General features: G+C 42.4%; 24 protein-coding genes. 23 read left to right on the plus strand and 1 reads right to left on the minus strand.

Annotated elements, in window-relative coordinates; genetic code table 11:
* Positions 1 to 41 precede the first annotated feature (41 nt).
* The 11 genes from JZO70_RS08140 to JZO70_RS08185 all read left to right on the plus strand — a co-directional run bounded on the left by JZO70_RS08140 (position 42) and on the right by JZO70_RS08185 (position 10,229).
* Positions 42 to 2,192, plus strand: coding sequence for a glucosaminidase domain-containing protein (locus tag JZO70_RS08140; RefSeq protein WP_207673061.1), 2,151 nt, complete (start codon positions 42 to 44; stop codon positions 2,190 to 2,192).
* 18 nt (positions 2,193 to 2,210) lie between these two features.
* Positions 2,211 to 2,756, plus strand: a complete 546-nt coding sequence (gene lepB / locus JZO70_RS08145) for a signal peptidase I (RefSeq protein WP_207673062.1) — start codon at positions 2,211 to 2,213, stop codon at positions 2,754 to 2,756.
* A 38-nt stretch (positions 2,757 to 2,794) separates the two neighbouring features.
* Entirely contained in the window at positions 2,795 to 3,538 is a 744-nt protein-coding gene (locus tag JZO70_RS08150; protein WP_347565113.1) for a hypothetical protein, read from the plus strand.
* Between the two features lie 18 nt (positions 3,539 to 3,556).
* Complete coding sequence (locus JZO70_RS08155) at positions 3,557 to 4,510, plus strand: coiled-coil domain-containing protein (protein ID WP_207673063.1); 954 nt, start codon at positions 3,557 to 3,559, stop codon at positions 4,508 to 4,510.
* A gap of 47 nt (positions 4,511 to 4,557) precedes the next feature.
* Complete coding sequence (locus tag JZO70_RS08160) at positions 4,558 to 5,286, plus strand: winged helix-turn-helix domain-containing protein (RefSeq protein WP_207673064.1); 729 nt, start codon at positions 4,558 to 4,560, stop codon at positions 5,284 to 5,286.
* A 699-nt stretch (positions 5,287 to 5,985) separates the two neighbouring features.
* Positions 5,986 to 6,450, plus strand: coding sequence for a DUF3788 family protein (locus JZO70_RS08165; RefSeq protein WP_207673065.1), 465 nt, complete (start codon positions 5,986 to 5,988; stop codon positions 6,448 to 6,450).
* Between the two features lie 55 nt (positions 6,451 to 6,505).
* On the plus strand, positions 6,506 to 6,922 hold the full coding sequence (locus tag JZO70_RS08170; RefSeq protein ID WP_207673066.1) for a GNAT family N-acetyltransferase: 417 nt from the start codon (positions 6,506 to 6,508) through the stop codon (positions 6,920 to 6,922).
* A gap of 14 nt (positions 6,923 to 6,936) precedes the next feature.
* Complete coding sequence (locus tag JZO70_RS08175) at positions 6,937 to 7,374, plus strand: GNAT family N-acetyltransferase (protein ID WP_207673067.1); 438 nt, start codon at positions 6,937 to 6,939, stop codon at positions 7,372 to 7,374.
* A 590-nt stretch (positions 7,375 to 7,964) separates the two neighbouring features.
* Positions 7,965 to 8,168, plus strand: coding sequence for an SIS domain-containing protein (locus JZO70_RS22405; protein WP_242703851.1), 204 nt, complete (start codon positions 7,965 to 7,967; stop codon positions 8,166 to 8,168).
* Positions 8,169 to 8,202: 34 nt separating this feature from the next.
* Positions 8,203 to 8,349, plus strand: a complete 147-nt coding sequence (locus JZO70_RS22410; protein WP_242703852.1) for a hypothetical protein — start codon at positions 8,203 to 8,205, stop codon at positions 8,347 to 8,349.
* Positions 8,350 to 9,155: 806 nt separating this feature from the next.
* On the plus strand, positions 9,156 to 10,229 hold the full coding sequence (locus JZO70_RS08185; protein WP_207673068.1) for a YaaC family protein: 1,074 nt from the start codon (positions 9,156 to 9,158) through the stop codon (positions 10,227 to 10,229).
* Between the two features lie 269 nt (positions 10,230 to 10,498).
* Here the strand turns inward: JZO70_RS08185 and JZO70_RS08190 are convergent, their stop codons facing one another.
* Entirely contained in the window at positions 10,499 to 11,296 is a 798-nt protein-coding gene (locus JZO70_RS08190) for a hypothetical protein (RefSeq protein ID WP_207673069.1), read from the minus strand.
* 812 nt (positions 11,297 to 12,108) lie between these two features.
* On the opposite strand from JZO70_RS08190, the gene JZO70_RS08195 reads away from it, so the two are divergent.
* The 12 genes from JZO70_RS08195 (at position 12,109) to JZO70_RS08250 (ending at position 24,283) form a co-directional block, all read left to right on the plus strand.
* Positions 12,109 to 14,424 (plus strand): ABC transporter permease, encoded by a 2,316-nt coding sequence (locus JZO70_RS08195; RefSeq protein WP_207673070.1) that lies wholly within the window; start codon positions 12,109 to 12,111, stop codon positions 14,422 to 14,424.
* Positions 14,425 to 14,435: 11 nt separating this feature from the next.
* Complete coding sequence (locus JZO70_RS08200; RefSeq protein WP_207673071.1) at positions 14,436 to 15,194, plus strand: ATP-binding cassette domain-containing protein; 759 nt, start codon at positions 14,436 to 14,438, stop codon at positions 15,192 to 15,194.
* A gap of 74 nt (positions 15,195 to 15,268) precedes the next feature.
* The gene (locus JZO70_RS08205) at positions 15,269 to 15,958 is read left to right on the plus strand and encodes a response regulator transcription factor (RefSeq protein WP_207673072.1); all 690 of its coding nucleotides are present in this window, start codon (positions 15,269 to 15,271) and stop codon (positions 15,956 to 15,958) included.
* Positions 15,945 to 16,862: a sensor histidine kinase gene (locus JZO70_RS08210; protein ID WP_207673073.1), complete on the plus strand. Its 918-nt coding sequence runs from the start codon at positions 15,945 to 15,947 to the stop codon at positions 16,860 to 16,862. Before JZO70_RS08205 ends, JZO70_RS08210 begins: the two co-directional genes overlap by 14 nt.
* Positions 16,863 to 17,543: 681 nt before the next feature.
* Complete coding sequence (gene prdC, locus JZO70_RS08215) at positions 17,544 to 18,833, plus strand: proline reductase-associated electron transfer protein PrdC (RefSeq protein ID WP_278252600.1); 1,290 nt, start codon at positions 17,544 to 17,546, stop codon at positions 18,831 to 18,833.
* 24 nt (positions 18,834 to 18,857) lie between these two features.
* Positions 18,858 to 20,771: a D-proline reductase (dithiol) proprotein PrdA gene (gene prdA, locus JZO70_RS08220; RefSeq protein ID WP_207673075.1), complete on the plus strand. Its 1,914-nt coding sequence runs from the start codon at positions 18,858 to 18,860 to the stop codon at positions 20,769 to 20,771.
* A gap of 21 nt (positions 20,772 to 20,792) precedes the next feature.
* Positions 20,793 to 21,101 (plus strand): CBO2463/CBO2479 domain-containing protein, encoded by a 309-nt coding sequence (locus JZO70_RS08225; RefSeq protein ID WP_207673076.1) that lies wholly within the window; start codon positions 20,793 to 20,795, stop codon positions 21,099 to 21,101.
* Between the two features lie 3 nt (positions 21,102 to 21,104).
* Positions 21,105 to 21,557 carry a glycine/sarcosine/betaine reductase selenoprotein B family protein gene (locus JZO70_RS22780; protein WP_207673077.1) on the plus strand — a complete coding sequence of 151 codons (453 nt, stop codon included), beginning with the start codon at positions 21,105 to 21,107 and terminating at the stop codon, positions 21,555 to 21,557.
* Positions 21,558 to 21,584: 27 nt separating this feature from the next.
* Positions 21,585 to 21,830 carry a hypothetical protein gene (locus JZO70_RS22785; protein WP_207673078.1) on the plus strand — a complete coding sequence of 82 codons (246 nt, stop codon included), beginning with the start codon at positions 21,585 to 21,587 and terminating at the stop codon, positions 21,828 to 21,830.
* 15 nt (positions 21,831 to 21,845) lie between these two features.
* Positions 21,846 to 22,583, plus strand: coding sequence for a proline reductase cluster protein PrdD (gene prdD, locus JZO70_RS08240; RefSeq protein ID WP_207673079.1), 738 nt, complete (start codon positions 21,846 to 21,848; stop codon positions 22,581 to 22,583).
* Between the two features lie 26 nt (positions 22,584 to 22,609).
* Entirely contained in the window at positions 22,610 to 23,089 is a 480-nt protein-coding gene (locus JZO70_RS08245) for a glycine/sarcosine/betaine reductase component B subunit (RefSeq protein WP_207673080.1), read from the plus strand.
* A 177-nt stretch (positions 23,090 to 23,266) separates the two neighbouring features.
* A complete protein-coding gene (locus JZO70_RS08250; protein ID WP_207673081.1) occupies positions 23,267 to 24,283 on the plus strand; it encodes a proline racemase family protein in 1,017 nt (338 codons plus the stop codon).
* The last annotated feature ends 13 nt before the right edge of the window (positions 24,284 to 24,296 follow it).

Consider the following 24,296-nt stretch of genomic DNA (forward strand, 5'->3'; position numbering starts at 1 on the left):
GAAAAAATGAAGTCACAAGTATGAGTAAGGAGAAAAGTCGAATGAAAAAAGTTGCTGCAGGAATCTGTGCCATCTTATTAATGGGTAGCGCGGTAGCCAGTTTAAAGGGCGGCGTGTTGAAGGCGGATGAATTAGAGCCGACGCTGGAATCGTCAACTGGGTTGTCGGTGAATATCGGGAGCTCTTCCGAAAGTGTCGAAACTGTCGTCGAAGAGAACAAGACTCCGGAAGCTCCGGTCCAAACACCGGAATCCAGTACGGTAACCGAAACACCACCGGTGGAATCTAGTGAAGTCGCTGAATCCAGCGAAGCACCTATCGTCGAATCCAGCAGCTCTTCAATAGAAGAAAGCGTGGAATCTTCAACGAGTGATTCGACTAGGGAGTCTACAGAGCCGACTTCATCAGAAACAAGTGAAAGCTCAACATCAACAGATACGTCATCAACTAAACCGTCCACCTCGGAATCATCGGGGGAGAAAGAACCGGAAACTAGCGATTCAACTACAACCGAAACCTCTAGTACAAATGAGTCACAAGCAGAGGAAACAGTGCCGGCAGAATCTAGTGAACCGCCAGCACCAACGCCAGTAGCACCTGTGACGCCTGTGGCAACACCGGAGATCAGCACGCCTAGTCCAACATGGGCACCGGCGAGTAATCCAACTTTTTCGGAGGCAGCGTTGTCTAATACCAGTACGCTGAATCTACCTAGCGAATTCAAGGCAGAACGTTTGGCTGAATCGGATTTAGGATTGTTTGAACTGCCATTACTTTCTTCTTTCAAGCGGCAGGAAGAAGCAGCACTAATCTATGGCGGGATTAAGCATGTCGGGAAAGCGCAAGCTGATGAATTAACCGCCGAAGCCTTTTTCAATCAGCTCTATACGGAGCTGTTTGGAGCGGGTATTACCGAAAATAATCAGAAAACAGAAGAAGATGAGCTGACTGCCGGAATGCTTTTGTACCAGAAGGATGTATTGGTAGGGATGTATCTGGGGAACAACAGTTACTTAACGATTGCCGATGTGGAGATCGAAGAGGAAGCGACAAATGAAGAATCGGAAGAAACCGAAGAAGTCGGCGAAGCAGAACCAGCAGAGTCGGAAACGGAAAAACCAAAAGAACGGCAAGCCGTAGTTCGCTTAGTCAGCGAGCTGGAAGAAGATATCTATGCGCAAGGCTTGCCGGAAGTCACTCTTACCGAATATGGCCAATCCGTTGTGGCTGAATATCCAGCCTCTAAGGATTTTCAGGCTAATGAAGGTACCCAAAAATTTATTGATTCACTGAGTGAAGATGCTCGAACACTGGGCTTGGAATACGATGTTTTCGCTTCAGTCATGCTTGCTCAAGCTATTTTAGAAAGCGGGTCAGGCAGTAGTGGTTTGTCGGTAGCTCCTTATCACAATTTGTTTGGCGTAAAAGGAACTTACCAAGGACAGTCGGTCTCTTTTGCCACAAACGAAGATCGAGGGAATGGTGAACTGTATCAGATTCAATCTGCTTTCCGTCGCTACCCCAATTACGCAGCCTCTTTAGGAGATTATGTGACCCTGCTGCGAGGCGGGATTTCTGGCAACGATGCTTTTTATCAAAATACATGGCGTTCTAAAGCAAAGAATTATTTGAATGCCACGTATTCATTAACTGGAAGCTATGCCACGGATACCGAGTATTTCCAAAAGCTGAACTCGTTAATTGCGGTGTATCATCTGACGGAATACGATCGGCCGAAAGCCAATGACTCCAGCGTCTTTATCAAAGGCAAGGAAGAGATTCCAGTGGGTTACAAGGAACGCATGAAATTCCCAGATTACGATGGGAAAAACTACAACAGCTCTGGTTCTTATCCGGTAGGGCAATGTACGTGGTACGCCTTTAACCGAGTGAAGCAGCTAGGAAAATCAGTAGATGATTACATGGGCAACGGCGGCGAGTGGGGCATCAACGGCAAGCGCTTAGGTTATGAGGTCAGTCATCAGCCCAAAGCCGGATGGTTGGTTTCCTTCACCCCAGGTTCTGCCGGATCGGATGCTCGGTATGGTCATGTCGCTTTTGTAGAAGCGGTCGGACCAGAAGGGATTTTGATCTCAGAAGGCAATGTCTACGGCGGCACCATCATTTCTTATCGGGTGATCGGAAACGACTTGGCGCAGTCCAACCTCGTTTCCTACATTAAACCGAAATAAGGAGTTGGGAGGACAACTATGTCTAGACATCACTCACCGACCGTCATTGACAAAAGGCGAAAAATTTTAAAAGGGTTGATCATCGTCTGCCTGATCGCGTTGTGCATAGAGGTGGGATACTTTTTGAATCTGCAATTAAGGGAACATTTCAGTATTCATTGGGTATCAGGCACTTCGATGGAGCAGAACCTAGAGGATGGCGATGCGGTCCTGGTGAGAAAGGATATTGCCATTAAACGGTACGAAGTGATTGCTTTTAAATTGCCAGAGGAGTCGGAGATGTTTGTGAAACGGGTGGTTGGTATGCCGGGGGATGCCATTATTATCAGAAATAACCGAATGGTTTTGAATATCGGCGCACCAGAAAATTTTGAAACTGTCTATACGTTTCAAATCAATGCGCCTGTGGCAAAGGAATTACAAGCTCTCACATCGATTCCTGAAGACAGCTATTTTGTCATCGGGGATCATGTGGATGTATCCAAAGACAGTCGCACATTCGGCTTTGTTAAAAAAGAGCAAATTGAAGGGACCGTCCAGTTTCACCTCGCCAATATTCACTAATTTGCGACAAAAAACGATGATAGAAAAGAGGGAGAAACGTGTTTATTATCAATTTAATTAGTGTGGGATTGGTCTTGGTGGTTTTAATCATCGTGTTTTATCGATTCGCGGTCAATTCACGGCTTAAAAAAATCAGCCAACAAAAAGGCCAACCCCTATCTTTCCAGAAAAAACTGGCCTACGTAAAATATTTGGAGCAGGAAAAGCATGTTTCTTTCATTTTGTTCTTAAGCCTGCTCTTTGCGGCCGGGATGCTTTTGAGCACGTATAGCCTGTTTGAAGTAGAAGACCAGATGCACAACCTAAGCCAGAAAAATTCTCAGCTGAAGGATGAGCTGTACAAAATGCGCCAAGAACAGCGTCGGTTCATTAATGATATTCCGATTAAGGCCTATCCGGAAGAAGGGCTGGGACTCGGGGACTATGCGTGGCAGGAAATATTTGAACACGAAAATCGCAAGGTGCAATACGAAATTGAAAATGATCTGTCAACCAAGGCGGAGCCGTATTTCGGCTTATCTTCGACGTTGATAGTTTTAGATATACCATCCAAAACCTTAAGCATCGCGATGGTGGGCAACTCAGGAACCGAAGACAAGCTGGAAACGCTGGAAGCCAATCAGCTGGCCTTTGTTCAAGAGGCGAAGGTGGTCACCAACTTAACGCAAGTGACCTTCCAGATGCATGTGACGGATGAGAACAACGAAGAAAAAACTTACAATCGCACCTTTACTCGATCCAACAATGAAGAAGATTTTACCCAAGTAGAAGTGGAAGAATAAAAAGAAAGAAGGTAGCCTATGTCTACAAACAAAAAGAAGAACGGTTGGTTTTTCAATAAGAGTATCGTCGATGAAATCAACGCTATCCCAGAGAACAAAGTAGAAGAAGAATTGGGATCAAATGTCTATTTAATGGACAAGAATGGGGAGAAACCAGTGGAAAGAGCCGTGGAAAGAACACCAGAAAGACCGATCGAACAAGGAACACAACGAGCAGGGTCAGCTGATAGTGAAATCGCCCGTCTGCAAGAGGAATTACAAAAGATCACCGAAGAGCGGGAGAGAGAGCTGATTCAGCAGCAGACCGATCGCCGAATTGAAAATCAAAAAATGATGAACGAACAAGAAAGACTGCGCAGTGCCATGGGCGTGTTGGAAACGGAAAAAGAACAAGCCCAGCAACAGGTTCAGAAATTGAGAAACGAAAGCCAAAAACTGCGGGAAGCCCTAAAGAGTCAGGAAGAGGCGGAAGAAATCGCCAAGGCCAATCAACAACTACAGGAAAAAATGGACGCCTTACTAGCTGAAATGTCGGAAAAGGATACACAGTTAAATGAGCTGAATCAAGTCATTGCCGAAAAGGATGCGTCGATTAAGAGTTTGTTGGAAGACAGTGATTCCGACAGTGTCATTGACCACGAAGCTTTACAGCAGCTGCAAAGCCAATTAAGCCAACTGCAAAAAGAAAACGAAGCATTAAAACTAGAAGCGCTAGATTCACAACAGGAAATCGGCGAAGTCCTAGTTTCAGCTCGTAAACAAGCCAAACGGACTGTTGAAAAAGCCAAAATGGACGCCGAAGCGATGATTCGCTCTGCCGAAGAAGATCTAGAAGTGGTTTACGATCGGGCGAAGGAAATTTCCTTTGAAGTCAACGAATCCAAACGGGATGTCATGGAAATCTTCAAGGAGCTGCAAAACCATGTGGATAAATTAGCCGGCACCAAGATCACTATGAATAAGGAACTGTAGAACTTATACAGAAAAAAATTTAAAATGAACGAAAGAGGGCGAAGCTCATGACTCAAGTCTTGCTTCTGACTAAAAATATTTTATCCAATCAGCTGCTGCAGGAAAAGCTGCAGCAGCTAAACCATGAAGTGTGGTGCTCCGCACAGCTAGTTGATCAGGTTCAACGCTTTGGCACACCACCCACTGTCATCCAACAATTTCAGATAGTGATTTTCAGTAAAACCATTTGTGATTCAGAGACAGAAAACTTGTTAGAATTTTTCTCCCGGTACCCGATTGCGGTGTTACGAGAAGTCGAAAAGCTGCCAACTGCAGAGGAAAAAGACAAGTGGCAAGAACAAGGACTCCAGGATTGGTTGCTAGAAGAAGAGAGCTTGATTAATCTAAGGGAAAAATTGGCACAAAGCCTGGCCGCCGTAATACAGACCAGCGATATGAATCGCCGGGTGGTTCCATTTCCAAATGGTGGAATCAGACAGGAGCTGGATGCGTTGCAGGTGCATTTGACTGGTAAGGAACGCCGATTAATGGACTTATTGATTCATGCACAAGGCGAACTAATGACTCGCAAGGAAATCTGCGAAGAAATCTGGCCTGAAGGAGAAACACCTTCCAACATGAGCCAGCTGTCTTGTATGGTCAACAGGATTAAGCGCAAGTTTGAAGAGCAAGGAGTGGAAGGCAAGATTATCGTGACTCACTGGGGCAAAGGTTATCAGTTAAGTGAAGCCTTCTACCAGCAATGTGTCGGTAACCAGCAACAGATTTATCAATAGAATGCACTATATAATAGAAGGAAAAATTCTAGCAGGATTTAATTCGCTAGTATTATAATCAGAAATTAGCAGGATGACTTTTCTTAGGAGGAGTCATTCTTTCTGTTCTCTGGGCCGGAGCAAACGCTAATCAAATGATGAATTTGAGTGAAGCTTATCTGGATTGTTGCCATTATATAAATATAAGAAGTGAACAAATGGGAGTTGAAGGGGAGATAAAAATGATCATCGATCTTTTAGGTGCAGCATTGCCATGATTTTTAATCGGTTTATTTATCGCTATCAGTTGTGCTCGTATGAGTGAAAAGACGGATGAATCGTAATTGGATAATTTTTATACTCGGTTTTAGAAGCGGTTGTTCGTTGTGAATGACCGCTATTTTATGATTTTTGGAGGATGAATCCTAAGCGATTTTTATTAACAGTCACGAACCGAAAAAGCTGAGCGTCTGTTGCTTACGAGCTAACGTCAAGATTTTCGATAGGTAGTTTAACCTGATCGAAAGATGTCAGCCTTGTATTTGGTCAATAAACTTACATACTCTAGAGGACTTACTACCAATGGTTCTTAAATCGAAATAGAATACGAGAACAAAAAAGTTTGTATACCAGTACTCTATTTTGTAGAAGAGAAGGTCTGCTTTCTATGACGACTAATGCTATTATGGAATAAAAAAGAAGGATCGTGAGGGGATTTTTATGGCAGAGGAAATTCGTGATGAACAAGATAAGAAACGAATGACCGAAAAGACGCAGCAACCTACCGAAGAATCTGTCCAACTTTTTATGGGTGCAGATGCTTGGCAGCGCTTGATGCGCTTTGAGGAAATGCTGCGGGAACGGTATGATCTGAATCGAGAGATGAAGTTTCCTTTTGGAGCTGATTATGGCTGGGGCTTTAGGTATTCCCATAAAAAGTCATTGTTGTTGTATGTATTTTTTGAGGAGGACGGTTTTTGCTGCACCATTTCGATTAACGACAAAGGAGCGCCGCAAGTAGAAGCCATGCTGGGGGAGTTACTTCCTGAAATACAAACTCTTTGGATTAACCGCTATCCCTGCGGTACTAACGGCGGCTGGCTTCATCGTTCGGTTGTCAGTGATGACGAACTGCCTGATATTGTGCGATTGGTAGGCGTGAAGGTGAAGCCTAAAAAGAGGTAATAAAGAGGGAGTTCAATTGAACCATTCGAATTAAAAGAGAAGGAGACTATTCAACATGAAAGAAATCAACCCTATACTGCTTGAAAACATTGATATCCAAGTAATCCACCGCGCTTTTCAGGAGGCGTTTTCTGATTATGCAGTGAAGCTTCCTATGTTGTTAGAAAATTTTCAAACTATGATGAAACGACGAGGCTTTACCCCGGATATATCAATAGGCGCGTTTACTGAACCAGACCAGGATCTGGTGGGATTTGTTTTGAACGGGTTAAGGCACTGGCAAGGCAAGCTGACCGCCTATGATACCGGAACGGGTGTAAGTCCAGCCTACAGAAAGCAAGGAATTACCAGCCGCCTATTTGATGAGGTGCTTGATGTACTAAAGCAGCGAGGTGTGGAACAATATTTGCTTGAAGTGCTCAAGAGTAATGAAGTGGCATTTGAACTATACAAAAAAAAGGGTTCACGGTAACAAGAACCTTTTCGGTGTTTAAGTTGAATAAAAATAGTGTGCAGACCACAACGACGGAAGGAATTGTTTGTGTGCCGGGCATTGCGCTGGATGAATGGGAAATAGTGAAGAGCTTCTGGGATTTTGATGCCTCTTGGCAAAACTCTATTGATTCAGTCCAGGCAGTGCCGGAACAATTCGTTTATGTATTGGTGCGTCGTGATTCTGAAATTGTTGGCTATGGGATCGTTGAAAAAGCGACGGGAGATGTACCACAATTTGCTGTGCGGCCAGACTTCCGGCGAAAAGGAATTGGACAAGGTATCATTTCCACGTTAATGCAGTACACGGAGACTGGGGAATTGCGCTTTGTGAATGTAGATGATTCTTGTGACGGCTGCATCAACTTTTTGCGTGACATGGGGGCAGAAATTACTAGCGGACAGTATGAAATGCTTTTGCCGTTGGCTTAAGTAAGAATGGGATGGATTTTTGATAGTCATAGTTCAAACTGGGGGATGATATGAAAAGGATCGTTGGTAGGTATATATTCGTGGTTTTCCTATTGTTGTGCTTGATAATCTTTGTTCCATTCTTTGAGCCAGAGCAAACGCTAATCACACGATAAATTTGATTGAAGCTTGATAGGATTGTTGCTATTATATAAGTATAAGAAGTGAACAAATGAGCATTTTAAGGAGAGATAAAAATGGTTATCGATTTTTTAGGTGTAGCGTTGCCATGGGTTTTAATCGGTTTGTTTGTCGCCATCAGTTGTGCTCACATGAGTGAAAAGACGGATGAGTTGTAATTAGATGATTTTTATGGCGACCGCTTTTTATGAGCAAAGACGAACGAAATGTAAGCGGTTTTTCGGCGGTTAATGAGCACGTCAAGCACCCCATATCAAAATCTAAAGAAGGGAAGATATTATTGAAAAGCCGTTGGGCTAATAATATCAACTACGCCGATGAACTTAATGCACGAGTATTATCAAGTACTGAAAGAAAGTATGGAACATGTGATAAATGAAGAAACAGAAGTGATTCAGTAAGCCGCACAAATGATGATTGACTGTATTCAGCAAGAAAAGAAGGTGTATTTCTTTGGTATCGGGCACTCAGATATGATTGTACAGGAAGTCTTCGCTCGGGCAGGAGGCTACACTGGATTCATTCCCATTTTGGAAAGTGAGTTAGGGATGAATCATGCTTTTAAAAGTACCATGATCGAATGTACGACAGACTACGCGGGTGTAATCATGTAATTATATTTTTTCCAAAAAAGGCAATGTCATCGTAATGACCTCAAATTCAGATCGCAATGTCTTATTAGTTGAACTTGCCCAGCGGCTAAAGGAAATGGGTGTGGGGATTATCGCCCTGACTGCCTTAGATGCTTCAAAAATAGCGCGAGTCGACACGCGAGTGGACTTCGTTTGTGTTTGAGTTGATTAGATAATCGTTCTTTTTACGGGGATGCTAGTATCGCTCACACAGACCTTGTTATGACGGCCCGACATCTACGGTTATGAGTTGTTTCATTATTCAACTAGTAGTCACCGCGTTTGTCCAGATGTAGGTTGAGTGGGGAGTGGATGTCCCGGTATTTAGAAGCAGCAATATCGATGGCGGTGATGAGTACAATAAGAGGCTGTTCGATATTTATCGGTAATCATGGGTGTATCTGAAGATGTTGAACCTTAATTGCTGAGGTCCCGCTTCTCCGTGTCAAAGTATTGTTATGATACAAGATTAAAAGTGAGAAGTTAGCTTAAACCATATTAGTGAAGACGATTTGTGAAAACAAATAAAAGTGAACCGCTGAAAAGTTTTATGTTAGGAAACTTTCTCTTGAGGAGAAAGACTGCTGTCAATGCGTAAGAAACTAGATGCCGACTCCACGAGAAAGTGAGAACCGACGCAAGTGTATACACAAAAGCTAATGTAACTAACCTGCGCGCTCAATTTTTATCTGTAATCTCCATACTTAAGTAAGCTCAATTCTTATTCTAGTTTTTTCTTCATGTTGGGAATGGTATAATAAAAATAGAATGACACCAAGATATTTGTGATCTATGTTAGCTTTAAATAATTATAAACTAATATCGTTTTCTAAAAGTAGGGATGGAGGAAATCATATGATTTATGCTGCAGATATGATATCGAGTAAAGAAGATTATAAAGGGATGATCGATGATTTAATGAAAGTTTCTGTATGGAAGTTGTGCAATATTTTTTTGAGGGTGATGTAAATGGGAAAGATATTGAAGTATAATAACATACCTATAACTTTAAAAACTTGTATAAATAGTCCTAATATGAGAGGTCGCACTGTATTAGTAGAAAACAGATGGGACTACGTAAGATATTATCTTAATTCTTTACCGAGAGGTAAGAGAAAAAATCTAGCTAATATTCTATTTTTTTGGAATCAGGCAGAAGAATTTTATAATTCAAGTAGAAATCTATCGATTACTTCTTCCCCGTTACCATTGTATTATAGTTTCTTGAACGCTACAAAAGCACTATTATTGTTCAAAAACGAAGAAATAAAAAATGAGTATCATGGAGTTAAAAGAACCCCTAAGAAAGTTCATGGAAGTAAGAAATGTAGTTTGTGTAATGAAACCACAGAAATTAAATCTAAGGGTATATGCCCAGAGTTAGCCGCCTTTTTAGGTGACAAGATCAACAATACAAATTATACGTTAGACAGACTTCTATTTAATTTAGTATTCATACACAGAGCGTATACTATCTCTCATAATACAAAGAAGACAGAGGAAATGTTCTTACCACTCAACTCTGTAAGATTTGAACGTAAGCCAGATCTTCATATAACTTTGGTGTCTGAGGTAGATGAAAAGTATCGTACAAAAAAAGTATTCGAAACTTTTAATAGTTCTAATAAAATTAGTTTTGATAAACGTGATAACGAGTACAAATACTTTTCTTGGAAAAAGGGCCCAAAACTGGGAGATATGAGAAAAGTTGGTGGAGAAGAAGTTATAACTTTTCATAAGAAATTAAGAAGATATTTTCAAGAAATATCTGCTGGAACAAACTCTAGATGGTACTTCAAAAATTTTAAAAATGACCAGGCTATAGATATGAATCCATTAGTTGTTATGTTTTTAATAATGCATACCTTGAGCGAACTGGCACGCTATGATCCAAAAATTCTAAATGAATATATAAAAAGTGAACATAGTTGGTTATTATCAGAGTTTATATCATTTACCCCTTTTCAATATATAAACGGAATTGCGTCTGAGATTACTGGAGAGCAACTAGGAATCCCTCGAAGCCCTCAACTAAATTATTGATATTTTTTTCTTTTTCAAATCGGAAATTCGTTAAATAAAATGCTAGTGTGGGTTATCTAAAATCATGAATTTTGTAGAAATAATCAACTTAATAGATTTACGAGTATAATTGATGTATTTTTTTAGCCAATCTAAGGAATTCAATAAAGAAGACCATTTAAACAGAAAATTTAGATTTAGGTTTGATTGGGTAGTTCGCTTAACACGGTTAATTTATCCTAAAACCCTCATCAGAGAAAATGTTCGAAAAAAATTCAAGGTCTAAAACATTAATCAATATTTTCCTTTATTAATGCATCAAAAAAAGTCTGTAATGCTTTTTCTTGTAGAGAGATGAACTCCTCAAAGTATTTCTCGCTAACAACATGAATTATATTATGGGCATTATTAGAATAATTTGGTGACAAATAGTTAAAGTAGGTCTGAATGTAATTACTCTCTTCTAACTCCATAGTTCCTTTTTTATTTATGAATGCTTCAAAAAGGTCCCCTTTAATAATTACAATGGGTTCAAAATACCTAAACAACCTATCTTCACTTTTGTTATCTTTATTGGTATCTGTTTCCATGAAGTGATTTAATGCCTTTGTTAAACCAGAAAGCGACTTGTAAATGTCATCTCTTGCTCCGTTACCAGAAAAGCCTATGTAAAAATTTCTGCCTATTCTATCTTGGGCCTTAACAGTGTATTTTCTTAATAAGCTATTTAAGCGATATGGTTTAGTTTCAAAACCACCACTAGTATACTTTTTAGGGATTGTTGAATCGATTAAAGAAGTTGCATCAGACGTAAAAAATATCCAGGGCTTTTTTTTTGATTCTTTTATTTCAAGTATTAAAGAAAATACTACTTCAAGCGTGGCTTCTTTGCTAATAAGTTGGTCTTTATGAATCTCTGCAATTACATCAATTTCTCGTCCTTTGTTTTCATCTTTATCAATATAATAAGAACCATTCGAAACATGCCATCCTCGATTTCTCAACATTGATGATATTTCCATCTCGAAAGGGAATCCTGTTTCCTCTATATCTTTAAGCAGTTTGGATTTAAAATCTGATGTACCCATATTTGCCACCCCGTTCAATCATTATTTTTACTACCAAAGCTCAGTTGTTAATGTGAATGTATTCCTTTTGACCATAATTATTATTTTTTATACGATTTTCTAGTTCTAAAAAAATTATGGATTCAGCTACTGGATAACTCTAGTATACTGAAATTATTTTACCTATTCAATATGGCCAAATTTGATAAAAGAAAATGAACTAGCTAGTACAGTAGAAATGGGTTGTAATTAAAATCAGTAATCTTTATACTACGATTTATTTGGTCGAAAAATATAGGTAAGATATCTTTCGTCTTTAAGTAATGTACCTGAGTAAGCCTAGAAGAAGAAAACGGATCTTGTCAGTTTTTAGGTATTACAAGAGGAGTGATGTATACGCTTGTTCGTCAGCTAAATGAAAATAAAAGTGACTTGTTAGCGAAGCAACAATAAATGAAGTGGGAAAAGAACAGCAATTCACTGGTTATACACATACGATCTTTATAATACGATAAACAAACACAGTTTCTACAACTGTCTGAAAAATTGGAGTTGACTGAATTTACTGAACAAAAATAACGAATTAGTTTGTGATAAATTCTTTTATATTTAGACTGCTTATTTTATTTAGCTGTCTTTTTCGTCCAGCTAAAGTGTTACTTTTGAAAGAATTAAGTGCTTAATATAAACCAATCCGCCAAACTCGGAACCCCTCCGAATTTGGCGGATTTTTTCAACTTTAATATTCAGTTAACACTTCCTGTACATTCAGGAAACCTTGGCTGGTTATAGTGTAGATAGTTCTTATTACAAAGGAGTCAGGAGTGAACGGGATGTATTTCAGAATTATAAAAAATGACGTGCTGCAAAGTAAATTAATCACGATTACGACAACGATGTTTGTTACGGTAGCCGCTTTGTTGGTTGCCTTGGCAACGATACTCAGTATCAATTTATCGGGGTCGATTGATACCTTGTTGGAAAAATCCGTGGTAGCCCATTTGATGCAAATGCATACCGGGGACCTGGATGAGGATCGGATGCAGGCCTTCGTCAAAAGCAACGACAATGTGGAACGTTACGAAGACTCGATGTTTTTGAATATTGAAGGGTCGAAAATTCAAGTTGGCGACTACAATTTTTCCGATAGTGTCGATGACAATGGGATGGCGACACAAAATAAAGAGATGGATTTTTTGCTGGATGAGAACAATCAGCCGATTTATCCTAAGCCGGGTGAGATGTATGTGCCGATTTCTTTGAAGAAGGCCGGCACTGCTAAGCTTGGTGATAAGGTGACAGTTGCTGGCAGGGAATTTAAAGTGGACGGTTTTGTTCGGGACGGTGAGATGAATTCGCCCATGACCGGTTCCAAGCGTTTCTTGGTTCATCAAGAAGACTACGATGCCTTAGTTCCCTCTGGCACACCGGAGCACCTGATCCAATTCCGCTTAAAGGATTTATCAAAGCTGAACGAATTTGAGGCGGCGTATCGCAAAGCCAACTTGGAAATGAATGGTCCAACCGCTACTTATCGACTATTTCGATTGGCAAGTGCGATTTCTGATGGCATGCTGATCGCGATTCTTTTATTGGTTAGTATGCTAGTGGTTCTGATGACCTTTATGTGTATTCGTTTTACGCTGTTGGCGAAGATCGAAGCCGATTATCAAGAAATCGGTGTGATGAAGGCCATTGGAATGCAGGTGCGGGACATCAAGAAAATTTACTTGTCGAAGTATGTGGCGATTGCAGTTATCGGCAGCTTACTGGGCTATCTGATTTCACTGCCCATCAGCAACCTTTTGCTGGAAAATATCAGGCTGACCTTCGGGGAAAGCAGCAATCAACAATTAAGCAAGCTGATGGCAATCGTCGGTGTTTGTTTGGTTATGCTGTTGTTGATTCTGTATGTGTCGAGACTGCTGAACCGCTTCAAGAAAATCTCGGCGGTGGAGGCGATTCGTTTTAGTGGCGCTAACGAGAAGATCTCCAGCAAAAACGGCTTCAATCTAAGCAAGCTGACGAAGCTTTCTTACAATACGCGGCTGGGAATCATTGACATTGCGAACCGCAAGAAAATGTATGTGACCATGCTGCTGGTGTTTATCATTTCTTCTTTTATTATGATCGTACCGTGGATGGCCTATCGTACCATTTCTGATGACTCGTTTGTAAAATTTATTGGCTACAGCGAAGAGGTCAATGTTGTGACCAGTCTTTACGATTCACCCAACAGTCAAGGTAAGGAAGAAGCGATTGAGCAGCTGCTGGACAAAGATTCAGATGTTGCAGATTACAATAAGATCGTCGCAAAAAGCTTCAACGTCAAAGAAGACAAGGCGGAAGGTGTGCTGCGGATTGAACTAGGCAACCATCAAAAATTCACGGTGGACTATCAAGCAGGCGCTGCACCGAAGGCCGAAAACGAGGTGGCCCTGTCAACGATTAATGCCGAAGAGTACGGTAAAAAAGTGGGTGACACCTTAACGATTATCCAAAATGGCAAAGAAAAACAGCTAACGGTTTCTGGTATTTACACCAATGCCTTTAATGGAGGGAAAACCGCGAAGGGGACCTTTAAGGATGAGGACACGGAAAAAATGTGGACCAATATTTATATCCATTTGAAGCCCGACGTTGATATGGAAGCCAAGGCCGATCAGTACAAAAAGGACCTGCCTTTTGCCAAAGTGAACAGTATCGCAGCTTTCCGGGAACAGACCATTGGGCCAACTGCACGTTCGTTGCTGCTGGCAGCGATTGGGGCGACGATTACCGCCGTGATCATCACGGGATTGATTACTGCTTTATTTATGAAGCTTCTGGTAACCAAAGACAAACGAGAGATCGCCACCTTGAAGGCACTTGGCTTTACCAATCAAGATTTGGCCAGGCAATATCTAGCTCGCAGCATGGTAATCCTAGTGATTGGCTTAATGACCGGCACCTTGCTGGCGATGACGGCGGGTAAAGGGATCGCCAGCCTTCTGGTTTCCTTGATGGGCTTAACCTCCGTTCGCTTCAGCGGCAACCTGTTGATTTATCTAGGCTGCCCACTGTTAATGATCGTAACCACGGTTTTAGCGACAAAAATGGTAACTAAACACACCGGCGAGATCGAAGTTGCCGAGAATTTGAAGGATTAAGGGTAAAGAAAATGAAAACGATGATTCAAGGAAAAAAGATAGTGAAAAGCTTTGGCAACGGCCAGGAAAAGGTTCGCGTTCTGAATGATGTGGATATTCAAATTGAAGAAGGCCAATTCGTGGCGATTATGGGGCCGTCTGGTTCCGGAAAGTCCACTTTGATGTATGGCCTCAGCGGCATGGACACGATTGATTCAGGCGAAGTTACCTTTGACGGCCAAGTCATCAATCAAATGAACGAGGTAGAGCTGGCCGATTTGCGCCGCAGGAAGATGGGCTTCATCTTCCAGCAGCCGACATTTTTGAAGAATTTGTCCATCATTGATAACATCATCCTGCCTAGTCTAAAAGAAAAAAAGGGCAGCATGGATGAGCTGGTAAAACGGGCGGAAAACTTGATGAGAAAAGTCGGCATTAGTGAGCTGAAGGATCGGAAAATCAATCAAGTTTCCGGCGGACAGCTGCAGCGGGCGGGGATTTGCCGGGCGTTAATGGGACAGCCGCGAGTGATTTTCGGCGATGAACCCACGGGCGCGTTGAATTCGAAGGCCGCGCAGGAGATTTTGACTATTTTGTCGAAGATTAATGAAGAAGGAACGACGATTATTGTAGTAACACATGATGCCAAAGTGGCTGCTCAAAGTGAACGGGTGCTGTTTGTAGGAGATGGTCAGCTGGTGGATGAGCTGTATCTAGGGAAATTTACGAACCAAGAGCTGGAGCGCCGGATGGAATTGGTGGCTCAAACAGTGCTTAAGACGGAGATTTAAAAAATAGCTGCAACTTCTCACCGGCTGTATGATAAACTTTTAGAAAAGGGTTGGACAAGGGTGAGTGGAGAAAAATGGCGTATACGATTTTACATGTGGACGATGAAAAAGAGATTATTAAGCTGTTGAAGATGTATTTGAAAAGTGAAGAGATGACGCTGCTGGAAGCTTATGATGGCCAGGAAGCGTTGGAGATTATTAGTAAGACCGAGATTGATTTGTTAATTGTGGATGTGATGATGCCTAAAATTGATGGCTTTGAGCTGATTCGGAAGGTTAGAAAGATCAGCAACATGCCGATCTTAGTCATCTCGGCCCGCGTGGAAGCTTCCGACCGAATTTTCGGTTTGGAGCTGGGGGCGGATGATTATTTGACCAAGCCCTTCGATCCTCATGAGGCGATCGCGCGGGTGAAGGCTTTGCTGCGGCGCTATCATGGATTAGGTGTTGCGGAAAAGGCGTCGGCGGCTGAATTAACGGTGGGAGATTTGAAGCTGGATCTGCATTCCTGCAGTGCGTTGGTTTCGGGCCAATCGATTGAACTGACGGCGGTGGAATTTCGGGTGTTGAAGCTTTTGATGGAACAGCCGGGCCGAGTATTTACTAAGGAACAAATCTATGAACACGGCTGGGAAGACTCCCTGACCGGCTACAATAATGTGCGGGTCATGATGAGCAAATTAAGAGAAAAAATCGGCAACGAGCGAATTCGAACAATTCGAGGCTTGGGCTATCGACTGGAGGCGGCCAATGAAGGATCTTAAACGAGCAATACTAAAAGCTTTTGTCATTTACTTTTTTGGACTGACTATTACCGTTTCACTATTGGAAGAAGTATCCAGCGGCGTTATTTCTCCGCAGTTTCCGGAAGAGTATCGGCTAATTATCATGCCAATCTGTGCCCTGCTGCAAATCGTATCCATCGGACTGTTTTCCTTTTTGTTTTATCGCAGCCTGGATCAGAAAATTACCAAAAAGAGCCAGCAGCTGGCTAAAGATCAAAGCACGCTGTTTGCCAATATTGCCCACGACTTGAAAACACCGTTGACCAGTATCACCGGCTTTTCCAAGGCTTTGTGTGAAGACATTGTGGAGCCGGAGGAAACGAAAGAAGTTTCGGCGATTATTTATCAGAAATCGGTGGTGGCGAATGAATTGCTGGATCTGATGTTCCATTATACCAAGCTGAATTCAGCGGATTACCAGCTGAACAAGCAGCCCGAGGACATCAGCTATTTATTAAAGGAGACGGCAGCCGATAATTATGATTTAATCGAGGAGCGGGAAATTGAATTGGTGTTGGATTTACCGGAGGAACCGCTGGTCTATCGAATTGATAAACGGGAGATGAAGCGGGTATTCTCCAATTTGATGATTAATGCCTGCAAGCACAATCCACCTGGGACGAAGCTGTTGATTGCTATTCGTCAGGAAAAAGGCAGCCCGGTGATTGTGTTCGCCGACAACGGCACACCGATCCCTGCAACGGAACGGGAGCGGATGTTTGAACCCTTCGTCAGCGAAAATGAAACGGAGCGGAATTTCAACGGCAGCGGCTTAGGCTTAGCCATCACCAAGACGATTGTGGAAAAGCATGGTTTTACCATCGAGCTGCGTCAAGATAATGACGAGTACCAGAAAAAATTCGTTATTCGGCTGGCGGAATGATGATTACATGAGACAAAGAGACATAAAATAGAATGGAATCAGGCTTCCTTAACATTTTAAGGAAGTCTTTTTTAATCTGTACTGATTCATGAGAAGTCAGAAGTATTCCTAGTTTTGCTGAAAGAATCTCGCCTGCTCCTTTTAACAAGCCTCTGTTATCTATTCTGACACAATCGTAGTAGCAAAAGCTGATAAGAACTCGATTGGACTAGACAACTACTAGCTTTATTTTAGCAATCGTTTTCATGTGAATGTTTATACTTATGTTGTTTTTATATTTGAAAGGTTGTAAATTAACGAAATTTATTTATCGATCTGCCAAGGGTTGTCGGCAATATTCGAACTAAAATAACGAGGTTATCAAGCTGATAATCAGTATAAATAACTAGATTAGAAAATAAAGAGAAAACGATTAGAAATCATTATAGGAGTTATAAAAGCGGCATTATACAAGGAAAATAAGTGCTTTTTTGAGTGATAGATCTTTTTTTGCTACTTTAGATTGAATCCAAAAAATAAGTCCAAAAAACAGTCGTTTGGTGAATAAAATTTGTAGGAATTCGAGACAAATAGACAAAATTACCTTTATTAAAATTCCCGGTTGTGATATGCTTTATTTGAACTACGGGCGGCTGATTTGCTCAAGTTCGAACAAGATAAAAAAAGGGGAGGTGAAATAATTTGACACAGATTCTTATACCATTAAAACAACATGTTGGTGCTCCTTGTAGAGGAGTGGTCAAAGCGGGAGAAATGGTCAAGCGTGGTCAGCTGGTTGCGGAGCCAAACGGCCTAGGCGCGAACATTCACAGTAGTTTTTCAGGTAAAGTCGTTGATGTCAGCGAGGAAAATGTCGTTCTCATGATTGATGAGGAACAAGATTTTTCCAGCTATGTCCCAATTCCTGACACAGACACCATGATCAAAGCGGTGGAAGAAGCAGGAGTTGTGGGAGCCGGCGGTGCTGGTTTTCCGACATTCTTGAAGCTTGCCTGTGAAATTCCTGAAGGCTTAATTATTGCCAACGGGGCGGAATGTGAAGCGCTGCTTGCTCATAATGTCAAACAAATGAGTGAACACATCGATCAATTGATCCGGGGTATTAAGTACTGCATGGAGATGACGCAAGCGCCGCGGGGCGTAATTGCTGTCAAAGCCAAGCATCGTCAATTGGTGATGCGCATGCTTAAAGCTGTTGAGTCAGAAGCGAATATTGACATCTATCAATTGCCGGATATTTATCCAGCAGGAGATGAACGGATGATTGTTCGTGAAGTAATGGATGTGATTTTGGAACCAGGCCAGATCCCGATTGAAGTGGGAGCGGTCGTTGATAATGTTGAAACCATCAAACGTATAGTAGAAGCAATTGAGGATCGCAAGCCGTTTATTGACAAGGATGTGACGGTGTCAGGTCGGGTGAAGCAAAAGGAAACAGTCTTTGTGGATGTACCGATTGGCACACCAGTGAAAACCTTGATTAATAACGTTGGCGGTTACGTTGAGCCTCATGGCGAGATTGTCATTGGCGGACCGATGACGGGTCGTTCTGGAGAAGAAACCACACCAATCACCAAAACAAGCGGCGGCGTTTTAGTTGCCATGCCATTTCCACAGGAACATCGCAAGGTTGGCTTATTGATCTGCGAATGCGGCGGCTCAGCTGAACGCATGACGGAGATTGTCAACAATATGGGCGCCGAAGTTGTTGCTGCAGAACGTTGCAAGCGAATGGTAGAAGTAAATGGAAGATATAGGTGTGCCTTACCAGGTATTTGTCCGGGTCAAGCTCAAACGGTGTTAGCCTTGAAGAAACAAGGTGCCGAGGTAGTAATGACCGGGTCCTGTTCTGATTGAACGAACACCGTCATGGGTGTAGCTCCTAGGTTAGGAGTTCCGGTTTATCATCACACTGATCACGTACTGCGGGCAGACGGGCACAGACTATATCGTAAATTACCGACGAAATAGAAAAATTTTAGGAGGAATTAACGAATGTCTATTACAGCAGAAACTGCTCAAGAACATGCAAAAGATCCTGCAGTATTATGTTGCCGTGCAGAAGCAGGGAAAGTGATCGCGCCTGATGATTTAGAAGATCCAGCGATCTTTGAAGATTTGGAGGATTCAGGATTATTACAGATTCCTGAAAACGCGTTAACAATCGAACAAGTACTTGGCACGACTCTAAAGGAAACAACGGATGCTTTGATTCCTTTAACAAGAGAAATTCTTGATGGGGTAAAAGAAGTGGCGGAGGAAGCACCAGCACCAGCTGAAGAAGCTCCTGTTGAAGCGGCTCCACCTGCTCCTGAAGCACCTGTTCATCCAGCTCCTCCAGTACCACCAGCACCAGTTTATGGAGGACAAACCATCAAAATTCATATTGCGGAAGGAAAAGGCATTGACTTAGAGGTTCCTATGTCGGTAGCCGGCTCAATGGGCGTTATGCCACCTGCGCCAGCTGCTCCAGCAGAACATCAAGCAGCCGCTCCTGCACCGCAAGCACCAGCTGCGGAGGCAGAAGTAGAAGTAGAAGCAACAGTGGTTCGTTCCGTACGTCGGGATCATTTCTCGATTGAAAAAGTAGAATTTGGCGAAGAAACCAAAATCGAAGGAACAACCTTAACGTTACGTAAAATGGAAGATATGTGTGCCGAAGCAGTTGAGCTAGAAGAACTAGTGGAAGGCATGACATTTGAAATTATTACACCAGATCGGTATGAAGAATACAGTGAAACCATCATGGACGTTCAGCCAATTGCTGCCAAAGCAGAAGGCGAAATCGGCCATGGGGTTACCCGCGTCTTGGATGGCGTCGTATTAGTTGTTACTGGTACGGATGCTAACGGAGTACAAATCGGGGAATTTGGTTCATCGGAAGGTGAATTGGACCGCAATATTATGTGGGGTCGTCCTGGTGCACCGGAAAAAGGCGAAATTTTCATTAAAACGCAAGTAACGATTAAAGCCAATGCCAACATGGAACGTCCTGGACCATTGGCGGCTCATAAAGCTTCTGATTATATTGCCCAAGAAATTCGCGTAGCCCTGAAAGAGGCGGACGAATCATTGGTGGCAAATTCAGAAGAAATTGTACAAAAACGTCGTCGCGGCAACAAACGTGTCTTGATCGTGAAAGAAATCATGGGTCAAGGGGCAATGCACGACAACTTAATCATGCCGGTGGAACCAGTAGGTACGTTAGGTGCGAAACCAAACGTTGACTTGGGGAACTTGCCAATTATGTTAGCTCCAACGGAAGTTCTAGATGGCGGTATCCATGCCTTAACGTGTATTGGGCCTGCATCGAAAGAAACTTCTCGTCATTACTGGAGAGAACCATTGGTGATTGAAGCCATGAATGATGAAGAAATTGATTTAATCGGTATTATGTTTGTCGGTTCACCACAAGCAAATACAGAAAAATACTATGTGTCAAAACGTCTAGGTATGACTGTTGAAGCGATGGATATTGACGGAGCTATTGTAACGACTGAAGGATTTGGGAACAACCACATTGACTTTGCTTCACATATTGAAGAAATTGGTAAACGTGGTGTCAAGGTTGTCGGCGATTCTTACTCAGCAATGCAGGGTGCCCTAGTAGTAGGGAATGCTGAAATGGGTGCGATGGTTGACAACAACAAATCAAAACAAGGGATCGAAAACGAAATCTTGTCTAACAATACGTTGTGTAAAGAAGATGCAATTCGCGACTTGGCAATGCTGAAAACATTGATGGGCGGCGGCGAAATTAAAAAGGCTGAACGCAAATGGAATCCAAACGTGAAATTGAACAATATCGAAATCATCGAAAAAACAACGGGCAAGAAAGTTGACCTTGTCGACAATGAACAAATTTTACCTAAGAGTAAAAAACGTCAAGAAATTTACGAAAAAGACTAGAAATTTAGGTGACGAAAAACTATGGATAGAATAGATTTACTCAAATATACTTCAACCGAGCAAATGTTTGAGGGAATCATTGTCGAACTTCATGATGCAAGTGTAACCATCGACATTAAAGGACGTTTAGGGCAATTGAAAATCCCTCGTCGTATGCTGATTTCTGAATACGATTTAGCCATTGGACAGGAAGTTGGATTTTTAATGACCTATCCCGAAGTTTTGGAAGAAGAACCTAATGACCACTATGTGCATGCCATTAAAGAGCATGAGCGTCGTCGTTTGGAAGCTCTGAAAAAACAAGAACAGACACAGAGAGAGGAGAATTAACACATGGGCTTAACAGTCTTTGAAGGGCTGCAGTCAGAAATTTTCGTGCCGATTACGCCGAAATCTGTCTACACACCCGTCACAAAAGAGCTTAAAGAAATGCGCGTTGCTTTAGCTACAGCAGCGGGTGTTCATTTAAAAAGTGATAAACGATTCAATTTAGCAGGAGATACTTCTTACCGCGAGGTGCCAAATGATACACCAAGCGACGAATTAATGGTATCTCATGGTGGATACGATAATGGAGACGTAAACCGTGACGTGAACGCAATGTTCCCGATCGATCGTCTGCATGAATTAGTTAAAGCTGGATTTATTAAAGAAGCAGCACCAGTACATTACGCATTTATGGGCGGCGGAGGAGACCAAGAAGCATTTCACGATGTAACGGGTCCTGAGATCGCTCAAAAATTAGTTGACGAAGAAGTCGACGCTGTCGTAATGACCGCTGGCTGAGGAACCTGTCATAGAACTGCCGTGATCGTGCAGAGAGCTATTGAGGAAGCGGGAATTCCTACTATTTTAATTGCAGCATTACCACCAGTTGTTCGTCAAAATGGATCACCACGTGCGGTTGCACCGATGGTTCCAATGGGCGCAAATGCTGGAGAACCACACAACATTGAAATGCAAACTGGTATCTTGAAGGATACCTTAACAAACTTAGTTACCATTGAAACACCAGGAAAGATTGTTCCATTACCATACGAGTATATTGCACACGTATAGAGTGTAGGTGAATTTATGCGAGGCGAAGCACTGAAAATCAGAGTTTTCCACATGGAGGAGGTCACAGTTGGTGATCACTTCCATGTGGAGGCCGATCGTTTAACGATTCCAGCCGACTTTGAGGCAGGCTGCCCCGAGATTCAGGAACTAACCATTCAAGTACTCCAACCCAATCAATTAGATATTGAAACCAATACCATCATGGATGTCTTGCCGATATCCACGAAGGTATTGGGGGCGTTGGGGACAGGGATCACTCATACCTTGACCGGCGTGGCGGTTGTGATGACCGGTGCGATTGAAGAAGGCGAGCAGATGCATGAGTTCGGCTCTTCTGAAGGAAATTTGCGGGATCACCTGGTTTTGAATCGGGCTGGAACACCAAAAGAGAGCGATTTCATTATATTAATTGACTTAGTGGCGAAAAAGGGCACTCCTTTTAATCGTGAGCTGAGTTTGAAAATGTTCGAAATCGTGGATCGTTATGTTCAGGAAATTCGGGAACGAATGAAGATGCTGGAAGGCACTCAGGCGGTTGAAACCCATGTTTATGAAGAAACCAATCATCCAGGAAAACCTAAAGTGGCTCTGGTGAAACAGGTGGCAGGACAAGGCGCGATGTATGACATGCTGCTTTTTCCGAACGAGCCCAGCGGATTTTCCGGCGGGGTATCGATTATAGACATGAACAATATGCCGGTGTATTTGACAGCCAATGAATATCGCGATGGTGCCATCCGTTCGATGGTTTAGTCTGAATTTTGCGAGGGGGAGACGTTATGGGAATCGGCCCATCAACGAAAGAGACTTCGCTGCATCATTTTCAAGACCCTTTGGTGGATCTCTTAGCCAACGACCCGGATATTGATTTCCAAGGTGTCGTGGTAGTGGGAACCCCTCAAAGTAATGTTATGAAACACTTGGTTGGTCGCAGGGCCGCAGCTTGGTTGGAGGGTATGCGCACAAACGGCGTGATTGCTTCTACCGATGGCTGGGGAAATTCCGACGTGGACTTTGCCAACATGCTTGAGGAAATCGGCCAGCGTGATATTAGCGTGATTGGTCTAAAGTTCATTGGATCACAAGCGAAGTTCGTAGTGGAAAATGCCTATACAAAGCATGTTTTAGATTTTAACAAGTCTGAAAAGGGTATCGAAACTGAGGTAGTTGGTGAAAATACGATCAATCAACGAGATGCAGCCAAGGCATTAGCTTCAATCAAATTAAAGATGCGTAAAGAGAATCAAACGCTTAGATAGTTGAGGCGCTTTGAAAAAAGGTGCCTATCATACAAATCGAACTAATTTTTCTATGAAAAAGGCAGTTCTTATTTGGGATGCTTATTTTACTTGAAAAAAGCAGAGTAGGGCATGAAATGAAGATCAGATAATTTTTCTTGGAAAGATTAATTCCTTAAATTATTGAGGAGGATACACATGAAAGTATCAAAAATGATCTCAGCAATCGACACACATACAGCAGGTGAAGCAGCACGTTTGATTATTGGAGGAATTCCAAAATTTCCTGGTAAAACGATGGCTGAAAAAAGAGAATATTTAGAAACACAGCAAGACCAATTGCGTCAGATGCTGATGCTTGAACCACGGGGCCACCGCGACATGTTCGGTGCTTTTATTACTGAACCGGTAAACGACGAAGCGGATTACGGTATTATTTTTATGGATTCCGGCGGTTACTTAAACATGTGCGGACACAATACGATTGCCGCAATGACTACAGCAGTGGAACAAGGCTGGGTAGAGGTTAAAGAAGGCGATCGTGAAGTGAAGGTCGTTCAAGACACACCAGCAGGCATTGTTCGAGGAACGGTTCATTTAGATGAAGATTTTTCAGCTGAATCGGTATCATTCGAAAATGTCGAATCTTTCTTATATAAAGAAGGCGTAAAAGTAAACGTTCCTGAAGTAGGCGAATTGACGATTGATATTTCATTCGGCGGCAGCTTCTTTGCGATTTTGCCAGCTGAACAAGTGAAGTTAACCATCGAGCCTAAAAATGGATCAGAATTCAATCGCTTAGGCATGATTATTCGCGATGCAGTGAATGAGCAAGTGGAAATTCAACATCCGACCTTGGAGCACATTAAAGAAGTAGACTTGGTGGAATTTTATGGACCGCCAACCAGCCCAGATGCAACGTATCAAAACGTGGTAGTCTTCGGGGATGGACAGGTTGACCGTTCACCTTGCGGAACTGGTACAAGCGCGAAGCTTGCGACTTTATACGGCAAGGGTGAAATGAAGGTTGGGGATACGTTTGTTTACGAAAGTATTTTATGCACGAAATTTAAAGGTGAAATTGTTAGTGAAGCGGAAGTTGGCGGCTACAAGGGGATTATCCCTCGCGTATCTGGATCAGCTTATGTTACCGGGTATAACACATTTTTGGTTGATCCAAAGGACTCCTTGAAGGATGGTTTCCTTCTAGGGTAGAGAAATGAAGGAG

It is taken from the genome of Candidatus Enterococcus moelleringii, assembly GCF_017377575.1.
Lineage (GTDB): Bacteria > Bacillota > Bacilli > Lactobacillales > Enterococcaceae > Enterococcus_A > Enterococcus_A moelleringii.

Bases quoted from the DNA above. Each gene is read 5' to 3' on its own strand.
- JZO70_RS08205 (WP_207673072.1), top strand. From the start codon at position 15,269: ATGGCGTATACGATTTTACATGTGGACGATGAAAAAGAGATTATTAAG.
- JZO70_RS08225 (WP_207673076.1), top strand. From the start codon at position 20,793: ATGGATAGAATAGATTTACTCAAATATACTTCAACCGAGCAAATGTTT.
- JZO70_RS08160 (WP_207673064.1), top strand. From the start codon at position 4,558: ATGACTCAAGTCTTGCTTCTGACTAAAAATATTTTATCCAATCAGCTG.
- prdD (WP_207673079.1), top strand. From the start codon at position 21,846: ATGCGAGGCGAAGCACTGAAAATCAGAGTTTTCCACATGGAGGAGGTC.
- JZO70_RS08245 (WP_207673080.1), top strand. From the start codon at position 22,610: ATGGGAATCGGCCCATCAACGAAAGAGACTTCGCTGCATCATTTTCAA.
- JZO70_RS22780 (WP_207673077.1), top strand. From the start codon at position 21,105: ATGGGCTTAACAGTCTTTGAAGGGCTGCAGTCAGAAATTTTCGTGCCG.
- JZO70_RS08165 (WP_207673065.1), top strand. From the start codon at position 5,986: ATGGCAGAGGAAATTCGTGATGAACAAGATAAGAAACGAATGACCGAA.
- JZO70_RS08170 (WP_207673066.1), top strand. From the start codon at position 6,506: ATGAAAGAAATCAACCCTATACTGCTTGAAAACATTGATATCCAAGTA.
- JZO70_RS08190 (WP_207673069.1), bottom strand. From the start codon at position 11,296: ATGGGTACATCAGATTTTAAATCCAAACTGCTTAAAGATATAGAGGAA.
- JZO70_RS08195 (WP_207673070.1), top strand. From the start codon at position 12,109: ATGTATTTCAGAATTATAAAAAATGACGTGCTGCAAAGTAAATTAATC.
- JZO70_RS08140 (WP_207673061.1), top strand. From the start codon at position 42: ATGAAAAAAGTTGCTGCAGGAATCTGTGCCATCTTATTAATGGGTAGC.
- prdA (WP_207673075.1), top strand. From the start codon at position 18,858: ATGTCTATTACAGCAGAAACTGCTCAAGAACATGCAAAAGATCCTGCA.
- JZO70_RS22410 (WP_242703852.1), top strand. From the start codon at position 8,203: ATGACCTCAAATTCAGATCGCAATGTCTTATTAGTTGAACTTGCCCAG.
- JZO70_RS08185 (WP_207673068.1), top strand. From the start codon at position 9,156: ATGGGAAAGATATTGAAGTATAATAACATACCTATAACTTTAAAAACT.
- JZO70_RS22405 (WP_242703851.1), top strand. From the start codon at position 7,965: ATGATGATTGACTGTATTCAGCAAGAAAAGAAGGTGTATTTCTTTGGT.
- JZO70_RS08210 (WP_207673073.1), top strand. From the start codon at position 15,945: ATGAAGGATCTTAAACGAGCAATACTAAAAGCTTTTGTCATTTACTTT.
- JZO70_RS08200 (WP_207673071.1), top strand. From the start codon at position 14,436: ATGAAAACGATGATTCAAGGAAAAAAGATAGTGAAAAGCTTTGGCAAC.
- JZO70_RS08155 (WP_207673063.1), top strand. From the start codon at position 3,557: ATGTCTACAAACAAAAAGAAGAACGGTTGGTTTTTCAATAAGAGTATC.
- JZO70_RS08250 (WP_207673081.1), top strand. From the start codon at position 23,267: ATGAAAGTATCAAAAATGATCTCAGCAATCGACACACATACAGCAGGT.
- lepB (WP_207673062.1), top strand. From the start codon at position 2,211: ATGTCTAGACATCACTCACCGACCGTCATTGACAAAAGGCGAAAAATT.